Raw genomic sequence first — 18,622 nt, 5'->3', positions numbered from 1 at the left:
TGGTAACTCCTCCATGGCGCCTACTCTGAACCACGTTGCATGTTTTTTCTGCTTTCAAAACTTCTGCATTTTTTTCTGATGCCCTTTTTGTGGGTACTGGCACTTTTGCTGCTGGCCGTTTTTCTGAAATCGCTGAGGTGGCAGAAAACTTGCCTGCTGTCGGCGCTGGCGCTCCTGTTGCTGTTCTCGAACCCGTTTCTGTCCAACGAAGCCTGGCGCGCCTGGGAAGTGGAGGCCATGCCCATAAAAGAGGTAGAGAAGTACGATGCGGCTATTATACTGGGAGGCATTACCGGTGGCACGGAGCATGTGGCAGACCGGGTGCACACCAGGCGAGGGGCCGACCGTTTTCTGCACCCCCTGCACCTCTACAGGCTAGGGAAAGTCGACAAATTTATAGTGACGGGCGGCACCGCGACCATACTGGGCACAGGAGGCGTAACGGAAGCAGAACAGCTCCGGCAGGTGTTGCTCCTGGCCGGGGTTCCTGCCCATAACATCCTGTTGGAAACTCAGAGCCGCAATACCCGCGAGAATGCTGCCAACACGGCCGAGCTGCTGCAAAAACACCCGGAGCTGGACACGCTGCTGCTGGTAACTTCTGCCTTTCATATGCGGCGGTCGGCAGGCTGTTTTGAGAAGGCCGGGCTGAACACCACCTCTTTTAGTGCCGATTTTTACGCCAGCGACAGAAGATTCACCCCGGACGAAGTGCTGATCCCCAGCATTCAGGCGTTCTCTGACTGGCACCTGCTCATCCACGAAGTAGCCGGGTACGTCATCTACAAAATCATGGGCTATTGTTAACAATAAAAACAATGTGCAGCAGCAGCTGCAGCGACTGCGGAGGGCTGTTTTCATTAGAATAATTACCTTTTTACATGCTTACAGACAGCAAAATCACTTATCGGAATTTATTTCTCCCTTTAAACAAAGAATAAAATGTTGTGATTCGTGTGTCGTGCTTTGTTTGTCTCAAGGTGGAGCCATTTTTGGTTCCGAAAAGTGAGGTCCCAGTCTATAGATGATGGATTAGTAGAAGGAGAGTGGTTTGGCAGGCTGCAAGTTCCGGCGGTGTCTGAAGAACTTCTTCTGGAAAAGTGATATCCAAATTTTAATTACAGCAGTAGATACTCAGGAAACCAAACAAAATATGGCAGCAGCAATAGAAAAAGAAACCTTGCAATTTATTAATGAGCTGGCGGAGCACAATACCCGTGAATGGTTTGCAGCGCACAAGCCTGCCTATGATGCCGCCCGGAAAAATTATATACAGTTTCTGGACGAGCTCCTGACCCGCATGCAGGCCTTCGAGCCGATTGCGTACGGGCAGCAGGGAAAAGACCTGGTATTCCGGATCTACCGCGATGTCAGGTTCTCGCATGACAAGCGCCCTTATAAAGATCATTTTGGGGCCTACCTGGCAGAGGGTGGCCGCAAGTCTACTCTTCCGGGCTACTACCTGCACCTGGCCGGTAACAATCAATCTTTTGTGGCCGGTGGTCTTTGGATGCCCCCTGCCGCCGACCTGAAAGCCGTAAGACAGGAAATCGATTATAACCTCGACACCTTTAAAGGAATAGTAGAAAGTGCCGCCTTTAAAAAGCATTTTCCGGAAATCTCGGGGGAGCAGCTCAAGACTAGCCCCAAAGGCTACGAAAAAGACAACCCGGCCATTGCTTACCTGCGCTTTAAAAGCTGGAATGCAGTAAGACCTTTACCCGACTACGAAGTGCTGGGCCCCAATTTTATGGATATCGTGCTGGATGCATTCAGAACAGTGAAGCCGCTGAACGATTTCCTGCGCCAACCACTCCAGGAAACTGAAGAATAATACCTATACGCCCATACCTGTTACAGACGCCGGCTTAAATCCCGGAAATAGAACTTGTATGGCCATCTGGTACAGGACTAAAGACGCAGGACTTAAGACGCAAGATCTTTTCATACTGAGAACAAATCCTGTGTTGAACCCTGATATGTTCTATATTTGGCTATACTATCAAACATTCTTTTTCTATTATTCTGGAAAGTTCCGGCAGGTGAAAAACCTGCATTTGGAGAGGACATTGCTACCCGTATACAGGCAATGCTATTTTTAAAGGGGCACGCTTCCTGCTTAATTTTTCAGGAAGGTTTGATATTTGTAAAGCTGCCAGAAAGCCTTTCTGCCATCTTTTCTAAATTTTGCTTTGATGCAGGCTGGTTCGGGATTGTGTTAGGGTTAAGTTTCGGAGGCGCAAAGAGTTCACGATTACCGATACGGAGCTAAAGCTCATGGCGGCTGCCGCAATCATGGGTGAGAGCAGCAGGCCGAAGGCAGGATATAAGACCCCCGCTGCAATGGGTATGCCCAGTACATTATAGATAAAGGCAAAAAAGAGGTTTTGCCTGATATTGCGCATAACCGCATGACTTAGTTCTTTCGCTTTTACGATGCCCTGCAGATCGCCTCTTAGCAAGGTAATGGTGGCACTTTCTATGGCTACGTCGGTGCCGGTTCCCATGGCAATTCCAATGTCTGCCTGGGCAAGAGCAGGGGCATCGTTAATGCCATCCCCTGCCATCGCCACTATTTTTCCCTGTGCCTGCAGTTGTTTTATTTCGGCTAGTTTATCGGCCGGCAATACCTCTGCTTTAAAGCTGCTCAAGTGCAATTCATCGGCTACGGCTTTCGCCGTGTTGCCATTGTCGCCGGTGAGCATGATAACTTCCACACCCTTATCCATTAAATACTGAATGGCATTTTTACTGGTGGCTTTTATGGCATCACTTATCGCCACATAGCCCTTCACTTCTCCGTCTACTGCCAAATAAGAAATTGTTTTACCCGCCAGTTGCTCTTGGACGACCTCCGCCTCCATTTGCGGCGAAACCGTTGCCTGCTCCTGCTCCATTAGCTTTATGTTGCCGAGGGCAACCTTTTGTCCATCCACCAGGCCAGTCACGCCCATGCCGGTCACAGACGAAAAATTCTCTAAGGTACCGAGCGCCATGCGTTTTTCTTTAGCGGCCTTTACAACTGCTTCCGCCAAGGGGTGTTCGCTGTGCTGATTAACCGAAGCGCTGAATCTTAGTACTGCTGTGTTGTCGTTATCATTCAAGCCAACTACTTTTTCTACCGATGGCCTGCCCTCCGTAATCGTACCCGTTTTATCAGTAATCAGCACATCAATTTTATCCATCTTCTCCAGCGCTTCGGCATTTTTTATGAGCACCCCGCTTTCGGCACCCTTGCCCACGCCTACCATTACCGACATAGGGGTAGCCAGCCCGAGAGCACACGGGCAGGCGATAATCAATACTGCCAGGGCGTTCACAAAGGCAAAAACATAAGCGGGCTCAGGGCCCCAGGCAGCCCAAACAGTAAAAGTAATTACTGCGACAACGATCACAACAGGAACAAAATATTTGGATATCCTGTCTGCCAGGTTCTGGATGGGTGCCCGGGAGCGGCTGGCATTGTTAACCATCTGTATTATCTGCGAGAGCAGGGTGTCAGCGCCTACTTTCTCAGCCTCCATGATAAAAGAGCGGGTACCATTTATGGTGCCGGAGCTGACTTTGTCGCCTTCTTTTTTATTTACCGGAATAGGCTCACCGGTAATCATGGCCTCATCCACGCTGCTGCTTCCTTCTGTTATCTTTCCATCTACCGGGATTTTTTCTCCTGGCTTCACCCGCAGCAAGTCGCCCTTTTTTATGTCATTTATCGAGATTATTTTATCTTCGCCGTTCACGAGCAGAACGGCATCTGTAGGGGATAATTTTAAAAGCGCTTTTACGGCACCGCTGGTCTGGCTGTGGGCTCTTGCTTCTAATAGTTGTCCCAATAGCACCAGCGTGAGAATCACGGTTGCCGCTTCAAAATAAAGATGCACGTACCCGTCCGGTCCTTTGAACTGGGCCGGAAAAACTTCAGGAAACAAGAGGGCTACGATACTGAATACAAAGGCCGCTCCTGCGCCAATGCCTATCAGGGTAAACATATTTAAATTAAGGGTACGGATGGACACCCAGGCCCGCTCGAAGAACATCCAGGTAGCATAGAAAATAACTGGCAGTGAAAACAGGAACTGCAGCCAGTTACTAACCGAGGGGGGCAGAATCCGGCCAATTGGATTGCCGGGTATCATCTCGCCCATTGAAATTATAAATATGGGAACTGTGAAAAGAACGGCCACTTTAAATTTTTTCAGCAATCCTTTATAGGTGCTGTCCTCCTCCTCGGTTGGGGTTATGGGCACTAGATCCATGCCGCAGATAGGGCAGGGGCCGGGTCCATCCTGCACGATTTCCGGATGCATGGGGCAGGTGTATTGGGAGGCTGCCTGTGGAAGCTCAGGAATCTTTTCCAGGTTCATGCCGCACACCGGACAGTTCCCCGGTTTAGCATAGAGTTTATCGCCCTCGCAGTGCATAGGGCAATAATACTTGCCACCACTTTTGGCCACAGGATTTTTGGCCGCTGTTGGGGGATGCTGCTGCTCATGTGGCTGCTGCTGATGGGTATTATGGTGCTGATGCTGATGCTGATGGACAGGAGCCTGGTGCGCCGGAGAAGGGCACATTTCAATCGTATAATTTCCGGCAGTAAATAAGGCTTTCTGCAATTCTTCGGTGGACACATGTTTTTCCATGGCAATAATTGCCTCCATGGGGTATAAGGTCACCGTTGCCTCTACTCCCTCTATGGAGTTAAGCGCACCCTCAACTTTATTCCGGCAGCCATCGCACGTCATGCCTTTTATTTTATAAGTATGTATCATTTCAAGAGCTTTAAGTTTACACAGTAGGGGCTGGTTCAATTATTTAATTTTGTATAAATATAGTTATACGGCTATTAAATCTCTTAAGCATCTTTTCCATTATATTGGTGTATTCGCTTTAGCAGAATAGAGTAGCCGCTGCCTCTCTGGTTATAGCAGAAAGTGCCTTTTAGCTATTATTGCAGCATTTTCGGACGAAGTTGAACTGCTGTGCCTTTCATAAACCGAGTTATAAGATGCGCAACCTTTAAAGAAAGTATGCAAAACATGCTGAAAAAAAAGCATGCTCCACAGGAGAGGGTTTAAGAACTGAGGTTCTCACTAAAGATCCTTCAACAACCTTGGAATAAAAAAGAAGGGAAAAAGCCGAGTTTCCGGTTTCCTGAGGAGCAATAAATAAAAATTTGCAATTTTCTGGCGCTTTTAACCTACTGCTTTTGGATATTAAGCTGCTTGCGTCTTTGCCGGTAAAAATAGATTTCTACGATCAGCCACAAAAAAACAATGGCGTACTCCAGCAGCAACAAGGCAGTTTCATGCTGCCGGAAGCCAGGGTTTAAGGCAATAAATAGCAGGCCAGACCAGACAATGGCAAACCTGAATTGACTTAAGCAGGTCAGGGCCAGCAGGGGGGCGAGCTGCCAGGGGTACACAGCCGGGCTCAGCAGCAGGTACACGGTAAGCACTGTGGCCATGTATCCTGCCAGCCTGCGCACAGAGTTCTGTTTTCTGAATACAGCCAGCGCAACCGAAATGGCGACCAGTACAACAGGAAGAACATAGCCTGGCAGCACCTTGCCTGCACCAGGCATAAGCGAACTGAATACGGGGTAAAGGCTCGCATTAAACGTTTGATCCAGCCTTTTATCCGGCAGCAAAAGCTCCTGCATGTCTGCCTGCACACTGCCGGCATAATACAGCAGCAGCAGGACTGCCGCCAAAGCTCCCAGAAATACCAAAAAAGGGCCAGGGCCGGTCCGGCGGAATACCAGCGGAATAAAAAGAAGTGGCAAACTCAGTACGCTGACCCCTACACCAAAGGCAGCGCCAGCAAATACGTGCCGGTGGTAGTAAAGGAAATAAAGCGCAAGTGTCAAAAACAAGATGGGCCAGGCAACTATATGTAGGTGCAAGGTCAGCTCCAGTATCACCAGCGGATTGAGTGCATATAGCAGCACATTTTTGTCCGGAAGCCCCATTTTCCGGATCAGCCGTAACAGGAGCACCATGGTGCCTGCCTCGCATAAAAGCCAGAGTATGCGCAGGAGCATCGTGCTGTTTTCTGCGAAGGAGAGGCTCCCCCAAAAGCCGGCAGAACTGGCAGCAGGAGAGAGGGTCGAAAACAGAAGCAGGAGCCGGAACCCGATTGCGGCCCCTATGCCTGTCCGGACATTTGTTTTGTGCTGCGCTATAGCAACGTAGGCTACAAAAATGATTGCGCTCAGCATCAGTTGCTGCCCATATGCCTGCCAGGAAATAAAATACCCCAAGGCCAGGTAAACGAAGGCAGAGACCCCAACCGCACTGTAATACCAGATAGTTGCCTTATTCATTTAATATCTTTTCGCGCTGTTCTATGGGCTGCTTAATAAAAATAGATGAGGCAGCTGCTCCTCGTAACATCTTTTTTATCCGTTAGCTCCTGTTAGGTACTAGTGCTTTCCGGCAAGCCCGACTTATTCAGCAGCAACCTTTGGAAATAGCCTGGTTATTGAACTTGAAATATAACAGATTTAAATATAATACTGAGGCCAAAACAGTCCTGAATTATTTTTGATCGGTCGAAACCTGTAGAGCAGTACGTGCAATAGGCGCTTTGATAAGAGGCTTCCGTTGTGCTGCTGAGAGACGAAAGGGGGTAGCGGAGGAGACGGCTGTGCCGGAACAGTGGCAGACTGGCTCTAGGAACCCATCGTCTTTCTGATTTTTTAATCAGCAAGGCAGGCGTGTAGCTCCTGGAAAAACCGGACCGGACAACTACGTACACCCAAGTAAAATCTATCGGGTCGGTTTAAGAGGCGAAAGAAGTCTGTCATTCGGAATTATTCTAATCAAAACAGCCCTCCAGAGCCCTTCTCTGCTTCTGATGCTGCTGACCCGGCCCACACAGATGTCGCTTAAATATCTTTTGCTCCCCTAAATGGATTTCTTGAAAGATTTACGGCTTGAAAGCTATCAGAATCTCTAATTTTGAGTTTGGCGAAGCACTAAGGGTTGGCCGGATTATCAGCGGCTTCAGGTTGGTGGCGTTGCAGGAGCCGGAGCAGCATGGCTGTCAGGTAACTGCCGCTTTGTGGGCCGTAGAAGTTCATGGCCCGGGTTTCGTAATTCTTCAGCCCATAATGCTCATCGGGCGTTACATAGCCGATATAACCCGCATTAAACCCGGTAACCAACAGCTCCTGCCCCTGGCTTTTGGCCTGGGCTGTGAGTGTTTTCAGAAACTCTCCTGAATAATCTGCCGGCACCCCCAGCAGCACCACGTTACCCAACTGCAGGCTGCTCAGGTAGGCGGGGTAGTTGCCAAAGAAAGTATGGAAGAGGCCGGGGCCAAAACGATGCCTGTCGCCGGAGCGCCACTGTGGCTCCGGTAGTTGTAGTGGCACGCTGGCATAGCCAAGCCTGGAATGGTAAGAAGTGCCGGTATTTGGCAGGCTGTTCAGAATCTTACGGGCTAAGCTGTTGCCCAGCGCGGCGGTGCTCTCAAAGCTGTCGCCATGCAGGGTGTGGGGCCGGTGGCTGGCAACTGCCCCTGCCGAGAAAGCCGCAAAATCCACTACCGACTCCAGAGAGTCAACCAAAGCGCCCGGGTAATCGCGCGAGAGAATGGGTTGCCTGGAGGGCAGGATGGTAGGGTGGGCAGAGAAGCTGCAGAGCAGGGCCGTGCCACCACCTTTTTGCTCAAACTTAAGATACCGCAGGGTCGTATCCAGGGCTGTGGCATCTCCGGTTAGCCGGTTGCCGACCAGTTCTGCGGCATGCACCTGGCCGTAGCCGATACGTGCCGGAAGCTGCCCGGCCTGCGCCAGCGCCATGCTGGCCACAATATGCTGCACGGTAGCCTGCACGACCTGCTCCTTGTACCTACCAGCCATAATCCTTCCCATCAGCTTTTTGCCCCATCCTCCAAAACTGGTGTGCGTATGGGTGGCCGAAAGATATACCTGCTCTGGTTTCAGCCCAAGCCGCGCATACTCTTTTTCCAGGGCTGCCGACACGGCCATGGGCGTAATCAGCATATCGAGTGCTACGAAATAGGCCTGGCTGCTCCCGTTGCCAAACGAGAAGGTGCGCACATAGGCTGAGTCGTGCACGGAAGTGTACTTCATGCCACGCCTTTTGCCATAGCCTGCCAGCGGCGTGTGGAGGGGTGGGGTGATGTTCACTTTGGCCCAGCCTACCTGCAGGGTGTCGGTGGAGGTCACCACTGGAGCATGTGCTTCCAACTGCTCTAGCGTCTGGCGGAAATAATCCGTTTGCTCATATGGCGTGTGGTCGATCTGCTGAATGACACAAGAGGGCAGCAGCATAGAAGCAAACAAGAGCAGCAGCACAGTTTTCGGACATCTGATGTTTGGCATTGGCGCGCAAGGTGGTGGCTTCGACAAATTCAAAATTAAAAAATAAAAAACTATATAGGAGCGAAGGTCTGACTCTTAACAACTATTCCACAGCCCCCTAAGATTTTAACAACCAACCAACCATCATCTATCAAATTATTCTAATGAAAAGCCCCCTCCAGAGGCGCTACTGCTGCTCAGGAGCTGTGTTTATTGCCCTGCCTGGCCATGCGGGAGCGGCTTTAACTGGTGCAGGTAATGTGTTCCGTAAATGGTGCGAAAAGAGTCGACAGGCGTGGCATGGTATGGCCGGAAAAAGGCTTTATCCCGGTCTTCTGATACGATAGAAGCCCGGTTTATGACGTTTGCTTTCCTGATGCAATCGGTCAGCACCCCGTTTGCCGGCTCTGCCTGCAGGCGCTCCTCCAGGGTACGGGCCAGTTCTTCTGTGCCGGCTGGTCTGGCTGCTAACTGCGACGGAGACTTCTGCACCCGGGGCACATCCTTTACGCCGTAGCGGTAATAATAGGCATTACGGACGAGCAAGGCCTCGTTCAGAACAAATAAGCTCTCCGGGTGCCGGTGAACAATCTCGACCAGGTGGCTGCTGGGAGACAGCTGGAAGTGCCAGGCAGGAAATATGCCATACCAGAAATTCCAGATAAGGAAGGCTGCCCCGGTTTTTTGCAGGAACAGGCCGGAAAATGGAAGCCAGGGCAGCAGCGGTAACAGAAAAGGAACCATCACCATAAACTCCACATTGCCCACCGCAAACCAGGCGAACCCCAGGTGCAGCAGCAGGATCAGCAAATGTACCTTCCCTACCAGCAGGCTTTCGGAACTGGCTGTTTTTCTTTTCTGCAGCGGCTGCCGGAGCACTGCCCAAACCAGCAGGCCAACCGTTACCAAGGCCGGGAGCAGCCACCACCAGCTTCTGCCGGGCAGGTACAGCATCAGTCCGTGTACCTGCACAAAAGTGCGCACAAAGCTTACACCCGAGAGTACGAAATTGAGCACCCCGATGGAGGTTCCGGCACTGCCTGCATAAAAGTCGTGCAACACGAAGGCCAGCAGGCGCTGTACCTGCAGCGCCTGCCCCAGGTACCAAACCAGCACCAGGACATATACCAGTGGCACCAGCAGGGCAGGGAGCCCGAACAGGAGCACTACCTTAAAACTCCTGAATTGCCAAACAAGGCCAAGCAGTAAACCCAGCCACCAGAACACATGCAGCTGGTGGTACAGGCAGGCTAGGGCTGCGAACAAACCAGACCAAACCAGGTAGGCGTTTTTTGGCTGCTGCACATACTTCACCCAGCCATAGCTGCCTGCCAGAGAAAGCAGGATTGGCAGCAGGTAGACCTCGTTCTCTGTGGCAAACCGCCATACGCCAAAAGAGGAGCCCGCCAGCATTATCCAGCCAATCTGTGTGCCTGCCGGCAACTGAAGACGCTGCAGCAGTTTTGCCAGCACCCAAAGGCTGCCCGCCGCGAAAAGGGCGTTCAGCATCTTTAGCACGGTGAGTTCGTCTAATTGCGGGGCCAGGAGCTTTAGCGGCAGCAGCAGCAGGTAGCAGGTAGCATTGTAGAGCAGGTGGTGGGGCAGAAACAAATCATTGCCATACCGGATGCAGGCGCCATAATAGTAGGCATCCAAAGAGGAGTTTTGCGTAGGGAACAGCAGGTACAGGACCAGGTAAAACAGGAGCAGGAATCGGATCAGTAGCGGGCGGCCCATAGCACGTCAATAGGGTGTCACAACTTTATGGGCTTCGGCGGTTAAAGTACCGGCCATAAAGCTGCTCTAAAATTTAAAGGTACTAATTGACCACAAAAAATAACAGCTTGTCTGAAATCCTGTTAATTAAAAATGATGAGCGCTATATAAAGCGATTTAACTTCCCGGAAATCGAACTTGTATTGCCATCTGCTACAGGACACAAGACGCAGGACAAAAGACTCAAGATTTTTTCTTAATAAGAACAAATCAAATGCTGAATTCCGATAAGTTCTGTCATTGTTCGTATACGATGCCCAACGTCTTCGCTTTCCGGAATCGAAACCGGCAGAATTTAAGAAAAAAGTGCATACGTTTCAGGGCATATCACTTCTTCTTGCCTGTCGGAGTGGAGAAATACAACTTCAGATTCCGGGATGTTTTTTGCAGCTAAAGAAGCTGTAAGAGGAGCGGCCTCTGCTTTGATTACCCACGTTCTAATCCTTATTCCTCTGCCTCATTATCACCCGAATCGTCCAAAGCGGTTTCTTTTGCGATCTCGGGGAGTTCCTCCGTAAATATAAAACCATGCTGGGCGGCGTGCTCTGCTGCCTCTAGTGTTTCTTTAACAATTACCATCTCTACGTTTCCTGCTTTCTTGAGCTCATCTGCAATAGATATCACTTTCCGTGTGTGCTTCTCCACGTTCACATCACGGATATAAATAGCCAGGATTCTGCCCGGATGGTTGCGAACCACCTCGCTATAAATTTCGGCATCTTTCTGGCCGCTGTCGCCAATTAAAATAAACTCGAGCTCCGGATAGGTGATGAGCAGGTTCTCTATTTCTTTGTACTTGTGGCTCATGTGGTCGGAGCTCAGGAACTTAGATTCGTCTATGCCGAAGTCGCGCAGCAGGAGCGGGCCGGTTGGTATATTGTTCAGCTCCAGAAAGTGGTACAGCAGGTCATAGGTGTTCCAGGGGCTGCTGGACACGTAGAAAAAGGGGTTGTTGAGCTTGCCGTTGCGCCCCAGCTGCAGCGATTTGTAAAACGAAGACACTCCATGGAACGGGATGCGGCGGTGCGCATTGTTGAGCAGCACGTTTCTGCCGGTCTTCAGCATGCTTGTCGCGCCTGTGTATACAATCGTGTCGTCTATGTCGCTGATAATACCATACTCTGCATCTGGCGGAGGCACCAGCACCTGGGCGGTGGCGGTAACAGTTTCCTCCATTTCCAAAGGCGAATCCACCAGCTTTAATTCTATCGGGTGCCAGATGTCCTCCAGCTGCAAGGGAGTTTTGGGCTCCATGTTCAGCACAAAATAACCCTCTACATCGGTGGTAACTTCGTACTGCTGGCCCTGCAGTTCCAGCTGCACCCTGGCATTCGGGATTTCATCGCTATGAAAACGGCGGTACATGTTGAGGAGGTTTTGCCAGGTCGTGTCCTGTATGTCGGATTGCGTAACGCCCTTGTCTACCAGTACCCGGCCTTTTACATACAAGCGGGTGGGGGTGCCATAGCTGCGGTACGGTACAATCTGGAGGGGGCCAAACATATTTAACTTTCGCCGCAGCTCAAAGGCAAGCACATCAAATTTCTCCTCCGCTTTCAGTACGGTCTTCTTGGCAATTTTCTTTATCTTTTTCATAGCCCGGGTTGTGGCGAGCCTGCCAGAAAGCAGGCTGCCGGTTCTGGTTATAGGTTAAGGCTTTTTTTCAGTTCGTTGAAGTCGGAATCGGTGGCGGAGGTGGTGCTGCAGCCGTTTTCCCGTGCCCGCTGCTGTATGTTCTCCACTCTGTTTTCGGGGTTTGGGTGGGTGCTGAGAAACTCAGGCGGGTTGCCTTGCTGCGCCTCTGCGTTCAGCTTCATAAAGAAGCCGGCTGCGCCATCGCAGGCATAGTGGTTGGTGCCGCCCAGGTAAATGACAGAGGTGTCGTCGGCCTCAGTTTCTGCTTCGCGGCTAAACCTGAGCCCGGCCAGCGTGCCGGCCAGCTGCGCCGCTATCTGCTGCAAGGCACCGGCATTGTTGCCAAGCGCCACCGACAGTAACAGCGAAATGCCGTAGTCGCGTTGTAGCTGCCTTACGCTGTGCCGTTTGTCGGCATGGGCAATCTCATGGGCCAGCACGCCAGCAAAGTGATCTTCGTCTTCGAGGTAGCGGATAATGCCGGTAAATACATAAATATAGCCTCCGGGTGCCGCAAAAGCGTTAAGGTTCTCGTCGTCACGGATTATTTTTACTGTCCACGGAAACTCGGTGCGGTACTTTACCTGCCCGGAGTTGAGGACGCGGTCCACGATGCGGTCCAGGTGCTGGTACGCTTTGGCATTGGCGCTGTTGCGCTCGAGCAGTTTTCCCTCGGCCCGGTAAGTGGAGTCGACCTCTGCCGCTACCTGAGCTCCCAGGTTTACATCGTCCTGGGTAGAGAAAATAACGCCCTCGTTGTCGGAACAGCTGGCCAGGAAAAATAAGGCCAGAAAACAAACGAAGCCGGAAGGGGTAAAGAAAAATTTGTTCATTTAGAGATACTTAAATTTAAAGATATAAAAGGTTAGCGTCCGGCATTGCTCCAGGTAACCAGGAGGATTTCCGGTTGCCGCTAAAGTTAATTTTTGATATGTATCTGCCTTTACGGACAAAAAGGCTTTGTGTTAGGCCACCCGGAGCGGCCACTATGGTTCTAAGTTTTCTTAAAAAATGATGGTTATGGTTAAAGAAGAAAGGTCCTGACGTTTTTCAGGGGCTATGGAGGTGCAGTATCTCGTCAGTCTTACCCTACCCGGGAAGGCCGGGTTTTTAGCGGTGGCCCCGTCTTTATGGCATGCGGCAACCCGATTATTCTAATCAAAAAGCCCCTCCGGAGGTTCTGCTGCTCCTGCTGCTTCTGCTATGCAGAAAAGGAGTCTGTGCCTTTAGACTTCCCCCAGGCCTGTAGCAGCAAGGGCATCTTTAAAGAACGTGGCAGACAAGGCCAGCACCAGCAGGGCCATCACTAACATGGTCGCAATGATCAGGAAGGCAACGCTTTTTTGACGGATGGCCGCCTTATCCTGCTTTTGCAGCAGTTCCGTGAGGGTTAAAAAAGCCGCACTCGCCCGCCAGGCAAAAACTCCGGTCAGGATGGCGGCTTCTGTTGTGCCCAGGTAGAGTGCCCAGGCCTGGCCGAGGTTCAGGAAGTGGCCGGCCGTTAAAGCGATAAAGCCAGACATGCTACCCGAAGCCAAGGCTGTTTTCGCCTTCCAGCCTAAAAGCAAAACCGACAGTAGGCCACAGCCAATCAGGAATAGCCCAAAAAAAGCATACAGATAGGAGAGGTGGTGGTGCATGTTGTAAAATAGTTTTGGCAGGGGCAAAGATACGGATGTTTGCCAAAATGCAGCTGGCAGCAGCGCCTCCCGGAAACCCACCGGAAACTTTTGCAATAAAATAAGGTATGTAGTGCAGGAGGTAAGATAGATAATGCCTCAGGAGATGGCCAAGAAGAACGAACTGCACGAATTACACACCGACCCGGCAAAATCTGCCGCATGGGCGGGCCTACGATACACTTCCGACGAAAAACCCGGCATTACCCGCCGGAAATCAGGCAAAGGATTTTATTTTGAAGATGCCAAAGGCGAACGTGTTTCGGATGAGAAGACGCTGGAGCGGATAAGCAAACTCGTTATTCCGCCCGCCTGGACGGATGTCTGGATATCGCCTCACTCCAAGGGGCACCTGCAGGCAACCGGCCGCGACGACAAAGGGCGCAAGCAATACATGTATCACCCCGAATGGCAGAAGGCCCGCAGCCTTACTAAATTCGGGCGCATGATCCAGTTCGGAAAATCGCTCCCCAGGCTGCGGCAACAGATAGAGACAGACATAAACTCCCGAAAACTGGACAAGCGGCGCGTAACGGCGGTGGTGCTCTCGCTCCTCGACAATGCCCTGATAAGAATCGGAAACCGTGCCTACGCCAAATCAAACAAATCGTATGGCCTTACTACGCTCCGCGACCGGCATGTGCAGATCAATGGCAGCCAGCTGAAGTTTTCGTTCAGGGGCAAGAAAGGGGTGGAGCATGAGGTAGACCTAAAGGACCGGCGGCTGGCACGGCTGGTGAAAAAGTGTAAAGATATTCCGGGCTACGACCTTTTCCAGTATTACGACGAAGACGGACAGCGGCAAACGCTGGAGTCGGGCGATGTGAACGCTTACCTGCGGGAGGCCACAGCACATGATTTCACGGCCAAGGATTTCCGGACCTGGGGCGGCACCGTGCGCATGGTGGAGTGCCTGGAGCAGGTGCTGGACGAGAACCCGGAGCTTGGGAAGGAGAAAAGCATCAAGGAGTCGGTGAAGATGGTGGCCAGAAGCCTGGGGAATACGCCCACGGTTTGTTCCAAGTACTACATTCATCCGGAAGTGGTGAACCTGTTCAGGGAAGACAAGCTGATGCAGTATCTCAGGCGGCACGATGCCGGCAAGCCATCCACAGAAAACCTGTCTGGCACGGAAGAACTGGTGCTCAAAATGCTGCAGAAGGTGGCACGCGAAAAGAAGGCGGCTAGTGCTTCGCCAAATTGAAAATTTAAAATAAATTCTTTGTCGGCTTTTCCTTTTGCAGTTGTTTTCACCGGCAACTCTAGCTGCTTTGAAGCCAACACCGACATGTAATGCTTTAGGTAGCACTAAGTACATGCCAATCACTATAGCCAGGTCAGTTTGAGAAGAGAAAGAAGTCTGTCTATCGGAATTATTCTAATCAAAACAGCCCTTCGGAGACCTCTTCTGCTCCTGCTGGCCCTGCCCGTATACGACAGATTTTACCTCCATGTACTTAGTGCCGGATAAAAAAATCGGTAGTGGGCTTTCCCGAAACTGGCGCATGTGTTATGCGCAGCGCCACTTATGACATAGACATGTGCTTAAGTCTTCAGACTATTATGTTTCTATATAGAAATTTCCAGGAAACCCCACGATTTAAACTTTATGGAGCCTTAGTACTTCGCCAAATTCAAAATTCAGAATAATAGCAGATGCCTTTAAAGCTGCCAGTAATAAAACTTGCCAGATTAATTCGGCCCCGGTGCACAGAATTGCTTCAGAATTCAGGATTATTTTCGCGCAACCTAAAATTAGCTTATGAAAGTTCTGGTAGTTGAAGACGAGCAGGCATTGCGAGAATCTGTAGTGACCTATTTACAGCAGGAGGGTTACATCTGTGAAAGTGCCACGGATTTAAGAGAAGCCAGGATAAAGGCGGCAGATTTCACGTACGAATGTCTGATTGTGGACCTTACCTTACCCGGCGGCAATGGGCTGGAGGTGGTAAAGCTGGTGAAGGAGAATAATCCGGAGACTGGGATAATCATAATCTCTGCAAAAAATGCCCTGGATGATAAGCTGACAGGGTTGGAGATGGGAGCAGACGATTACCTGACCAAGCCCTTCCACCTGTCTGAACTGAACGCACGGCTCAAATCCGTTATCAGGCGCCGTAACTTCAACGGCCGGAAAACAGTGCGTGCCGGCCGGCTAGAGGTATTTACAGATTCGGCAGAAGTGATGGTTGATGACAGAAAGCTGCCCCTAACTAAAAAAGAGTATTTCCTGCTGCTATATTTTCTTTCTAACCGCAACCGGGTGCTCACCAAAGATTCTATTGCAGAACATTTGTGGGGCGACCACATGGATGGCCTGGACTCCCTGGACTTTATCTATACGCACATCAAGAACCTGCGCCGTAAACTGCTCGACTCCTGCGGAGAAGATTACATTCAGACGGTGTATGGGCTGGGCTACAAATTCAGCTGCTGATGCGGATCTTAACCCAAACAAGCCTGTATTACCTGCTGGTGTCGGTGGTCGTGTTCCTGTTGGGGAGTTTGCTGTTTTACAAGCACCTGCAAACAGAGATTTACGACGAAGTAGACGACCAGCTGTTTACCGACAAGGAGAACATCATCCAGTACATTCGGGAGCACAATCGCCTGCCTAACGTAACCTCCGGCATTTCGGAGGCCATTCTGGTAAGGGAGGCGCAGCATTCCAGCCTGAAACTGGAGGAACTGGGCGACACGCTGATCTTCAGTAGCTACGACGAAGAATATATCCCCTTCAGGCGGCTTACCTTTACGGCCTTTCAGGACAACAAGCCCTATGAGTACACTATCCTGAAATCTCTAACTGATTTCCAGGACCTGTTCGAAAGCACGATGATGGCCATGGGCTGGATTTTCCTGATGCTGCTGGTCGGGCTGGTCTTTGTCAACTATTTTATCAATAAGTTTACCTGGCGCCATTTTTATGAGACGCTGCATATGATAAAGCAGTACAGCTTAACACGCTACAGCCCGCTACAGCTCAAGCACTCCAGTACCACCGAGTTTCAGGAACTGAACACCGTGCTGCAGGCCATGACCGACAAAATATACAGCGATTACCTGAACCTGAAGGAATTTACCGAAAACGCATCGCACGAAATACAGACGCCTCTGGCCATTGTCAGCAACAAGCTGGAGCTTTTCATGCAGTCAGACAACCTGACACCACCGCAGGCACGCATGCTGGAGGAGATGGCTGCATCTGTCAGCCGGCTGGCGCGCCTGAACAGGTCACTTATTTTGCTTACCCGAATCGAAAACCGCGAATTTCAGGAGCAGGAACAGGTGCCGTTGCACCTGCTGCTTCAGGAACAGCTGGAGCAGTTGCAGGAAATGGTAGAGCTGATGGGGCTGCGAATAGAGATGCCTGAAGAACTGGAGCCCGTTTGGTGGGTCATGAACCGGGGCCTGGCAGAAGTGCTGGTGTCGAACCTGCTGCTAAACGCCATCCGTCATAACCACGAAGGGGGCACCATTTCCATCCATTTAACAAAAAGCCAGTTGCGCATCATCAATACCGGTGCCGCCTTACACAACTCTCCTGAAGAACTGCTAGGGCGTTATATAAGCAGTAGCCAGGTTTCCGGCTCGCTGGGTATTGGCCTTGCCCTGGTCAAGAAGATCTGCGATCTGCACCAGATAAAGCTCACCTATTCGTACGCTGACCAGCAACACCATTTGCTGCTTACTTTTACGCAGAGCCGGCCTGTTTCTTAAAGCTTCAGATTTTCTTCAGATTGGCTTCCTACCTTGCCTCCTCAACATAACAAAGCTACACATGAGGAAATTACTTGCCTGTACAGTTCTGCTGGCCTCTGCTGCCAGCCTAACCTCCTGCGATCTGCTGGAGGATGAAGCAAAAGTGCCCGAGGAGGTTAAGCTGCAGTTCTCTAAACTCTATCCTTCTATTACAAAGGTGGAGTGGGACCTGGAAGACGGCTTCTACGAGGCAGAGTTCGACATCAGCGGCCGTGAAAGAGAGGCACTATTCAGGGCCGACGGTGAATTGGTAAAATACTTGGAAGAGATGGAAGAGCAGTATCTGCCCCAATTGGCGCTGGAGGTCATTCAGTCGAAATACAACAATTTTAAAGTGTCGGAGGCACTTCGGGTGCAACAAAACACGATCACGCAGTATTTGGTAGAACTGAAGGATAAACACCAGGAGCTGACCCTGCTCTTCGATACGGACGGGAGACTGGTAGAACCCGCAGGCGAAGCCGTCACGGCAGGTGCCATGGCACTAAACAGCGCTGAGGCAAAGGAAACCGTCACGCCGGCGCTTCGTCTGGGGCAGCCTGTGGCAACCTGGGAGCTGCCAGCCGAGCTTCGCGAAATTTCCGGCATAGCGCTCGTGCAGCCGGACCTGATGGCCTGTGTGCAGGACGAGGAGGGCGCCATTTATCTATATGATCTTCAAAAGAAAGCGGTAACACAAAAAATTCCGTTCGCAGCAGCCGGAGACTACGAAGGAATTGCCATAGTAGAAAACACGGCCTATGTGCTGCGAAGCGATGGTACCTTGTTCGAGGTGCCGGCCTTCAGGTCTGGAAAAGCAAAGGCTGTGTCTTACGCAACAGACTTTGCAGCCACGCAGGATACAGAAGGACTCGCCTATGATAAGGCCCAGAACAGGTTGCTGATTTCCTGCAAAGGGTATGACGAAAGCCTTGGCAACAACAAAGGCATATATGCTTTTTCTTTAGATACAAAAAAGCTGGACCCTAACCCCGTGATACAAATTGCGCTAAACCAGGAGGCACTGCAGCGAAACAGCAAAGAAAAAGAATCAGAATACGATGTGCTGCAGTCGTCTTCATTAGAAATCGATCCTGAAACGGGTGTGCTCTATATAATTGATAGCCCGAACAGCAACATGCTCACCATTTCGGAGCAGGGAAAGGTGCAACAGGTGGTAAAGCTGGATGATAAACTGTTGCGTCAGCCAGAAGGCCTTACGTTTGGTGAGCAGGGCGACCTTTATATTGCCAGCGAAGGCGGCAAGAAAGGAAAGGGCGTGCTCGTAAAATTCAAGAAAGGTGTTCAGTAAATAATTTTGACTATGACCTGAATCTTCAGATTTTCTTCAGGTTTGGGCACTAGTATTGGAGAGGCAATAGCAAACGGGAAGAACTGTTCCGGATAGCGACTGTTGGCTGGCTGCATATTGGTGAGGATGGAATAATGTTAGTTACTGCGT

The 18,622-nt window shown here is 50.8% G+C and carries 13 protein-coding genes; 6 read left to right on the top strand and 7 right to left on the bottom strand.

The features are described from left to right. The first annotated feature begins 78 nt into the window (after positions 1–78). Together FJM74_RS05395 and FJM74_RS05390 are read left to right on the top strand one after the other, a co-directional pair. Entirely contained in the window at positions 79–807 is a 729-nt protein-coding gene (locus FJM74_RS05395; RefSeq protein WP_241738963.1) for a YdcF family protein, read from the top strand. A 346-nt stretch (positions 808–1,153) separates the two neighbouring features. Then, on the top strand, positions 1,154–1,834 hold the full coding sequence (locus FJM74_RS05390) for a DUF2461 domain-containing protein (protein ID WP_187261547.1): 681 nt from the start codon (positions 1,154–1,156) through the stop codon (positions 1,832–1,834). 346 nt (positions 1,835–2,180) lie between these two features. Here FJM74_RS05390 and FJM74_RS05385 read toward each other — a convergent pair whose 3' ends face one another. The 7 genes from FJM74_RS05385 to FJM74_RS05355 form a co-directional block, all read right to left on the bottom strand. Further along, positions 2,181–4,769, bottom strand: coding sequence for a heavy metal translocating P-type ATPase (locus tag FJM74_RS05385; RefSeq protein WP_187261546.1), 2,589 nt, complete (start codon positions 4,767–4,769; stop codon positions 2,181–2,183). A gap of 428 nt (positions 4,770–5,197) precedes the next feature. Then, positions 5,198–6,322: a hypothetical protein gene (locus FJM74_RS05380; RefSeq protein WP_187261545.1), complete on the bottom strand. Its 1,125-nt coding sequence runs from the start codon at positions 6,320–6,322 to the stop codon at positions 5,198–5,200. Between the two features lie 654 nt (positions 6,323–6,976). Beyond that, positions 6,977–8,350, bottom strand: a complete 1,374-nt coding sequence (locus tag FJM74_RS05375; RefSeq protein ID WP_187261544.1) for a neutral/alkaline non-lysosomal ceramidase N-terminal domain-containing protein — start codon at positions 8,348–8,350, stop codon at positions 6,977–6,979. Between the two features lie 189 nt (positions 8,351–8,539). Next, on the bottom strand, positions 8,540–10,066 hold the full coding sequence (locus FJM74_RS05370; RefSeq protein WP_187261543.1) for a hypothetical protein: 1,527 nt from the start codon (positions 10,064–10,066) through the stop codon (positions 8,540–8,542). A gap of 483 nt (positions 10,067–10,549) precedes the next feature. Continuing rightward, a complete protein-coding gene (locus FJM74_RS05365) occupies positions 10,550–11,701 on the bottom strand; it encodes an App1 family protein (protein WP_187261542.1) in 1,152 nt (383 codons plus the stop codon). A 47-nt stretch (positions 11,702–11,748) separates the two neighbouring features. Next, positions 11,749–12,573, bottom strand: coding sequence for a M48 family metalloprotease (locus tag FJM74_RS05360; RefSeq protein ID WP_187261541.1), 825 nt, complete (start codon positions 12,571–12,573; stop codon positions 11,749–11,751). 393 nt (positions 12,574–12,966) lie between these two features. Beyond that, positions 12,967–13,476 (bottom strand): hypothetical protein, encoded by a 510-nt coding sequence (locus FJM74_RS05355; protein ID WP_187261540.1) that lies wholly within the window; start codon positions 13,474–13,476, stop codon positions 12,967–12,969. A 49-nt stretch (positions 13,477–13,525) separates the two neighbouring features. Between FJM74_RS05355 and FJM74_RS05350 the strand changes: the two genes are divergently transcribed. The 4 genes from FJM74_RS05350 to FJM74_RS05335 all read left to right on the top strand — a co-directional run bounded on the left by FJM74_RS05350 (position 13,526) and on the right by FJM74_RS05335 (position 18,472). Further along, a complete protein-coding gene (locus tag FJM74_RS05350) occupies positions 13,526–14,623 on the top strand; it encodes a DNA topoisomerase IB (RefSeq protein WP_187261539.1) in 1,098 nt (365 codons plus the stop codon). A 558-nt stretch (positions 14,624–15,181) separates the two neighbouring features. Next, positions 15,182–15,856, top strand: a complete 675-nt coding sequence (locus FJM74_RS05345; protein WP_187261538.1) for a response regulator transcription factor — start codon at positions 15,182–15,184, stop codon at positions 15,854–15,856. Continuing rightward, positions 15,856–17,139, top strand: coding sequence for a sensor histidine kinase (locus FJM74_RS05340; RefSeq protein ID WP_187261537.1), 1,284 nt, complete (start codon positions 15,856–15,858; stop codon positions 17,137–17,139). Before FJM74_RS05345 ends, FJM74_RS05340 begins: the two co-directional genes overlap by 1 nt. A 61-nt stretch (positions 17,140–17,200) precedes the next feature. Next, a complete protein-coding gene (locus tag FJM74_RS05335; protein ID WP_187261536.1) occupies positions 17,201–18,472 on the top strand; it encodes an SdiA-regulated domain-containing protein in 1,272 nt (423 codons plus the stop codon). Positions 18,473–18,622 lie beyond the last annotated feature (150 nt).

The organism is Pontibacter beigongshangensis (genome assembly GCF_014332515.1).
In the GTDB taxonomy this organism is placed as follows: domain Bacteria; phylum Bacteroidota; class Bacteroidia; order Cytophagales; family Hymenobacteraceae; genus Pontibacter; species Pontibacter beigongshangensis.
Note: the sequence above shows the minus strand (reverse complement) of the source record. Positions and strands in the feature narration are given on the sequence as shown.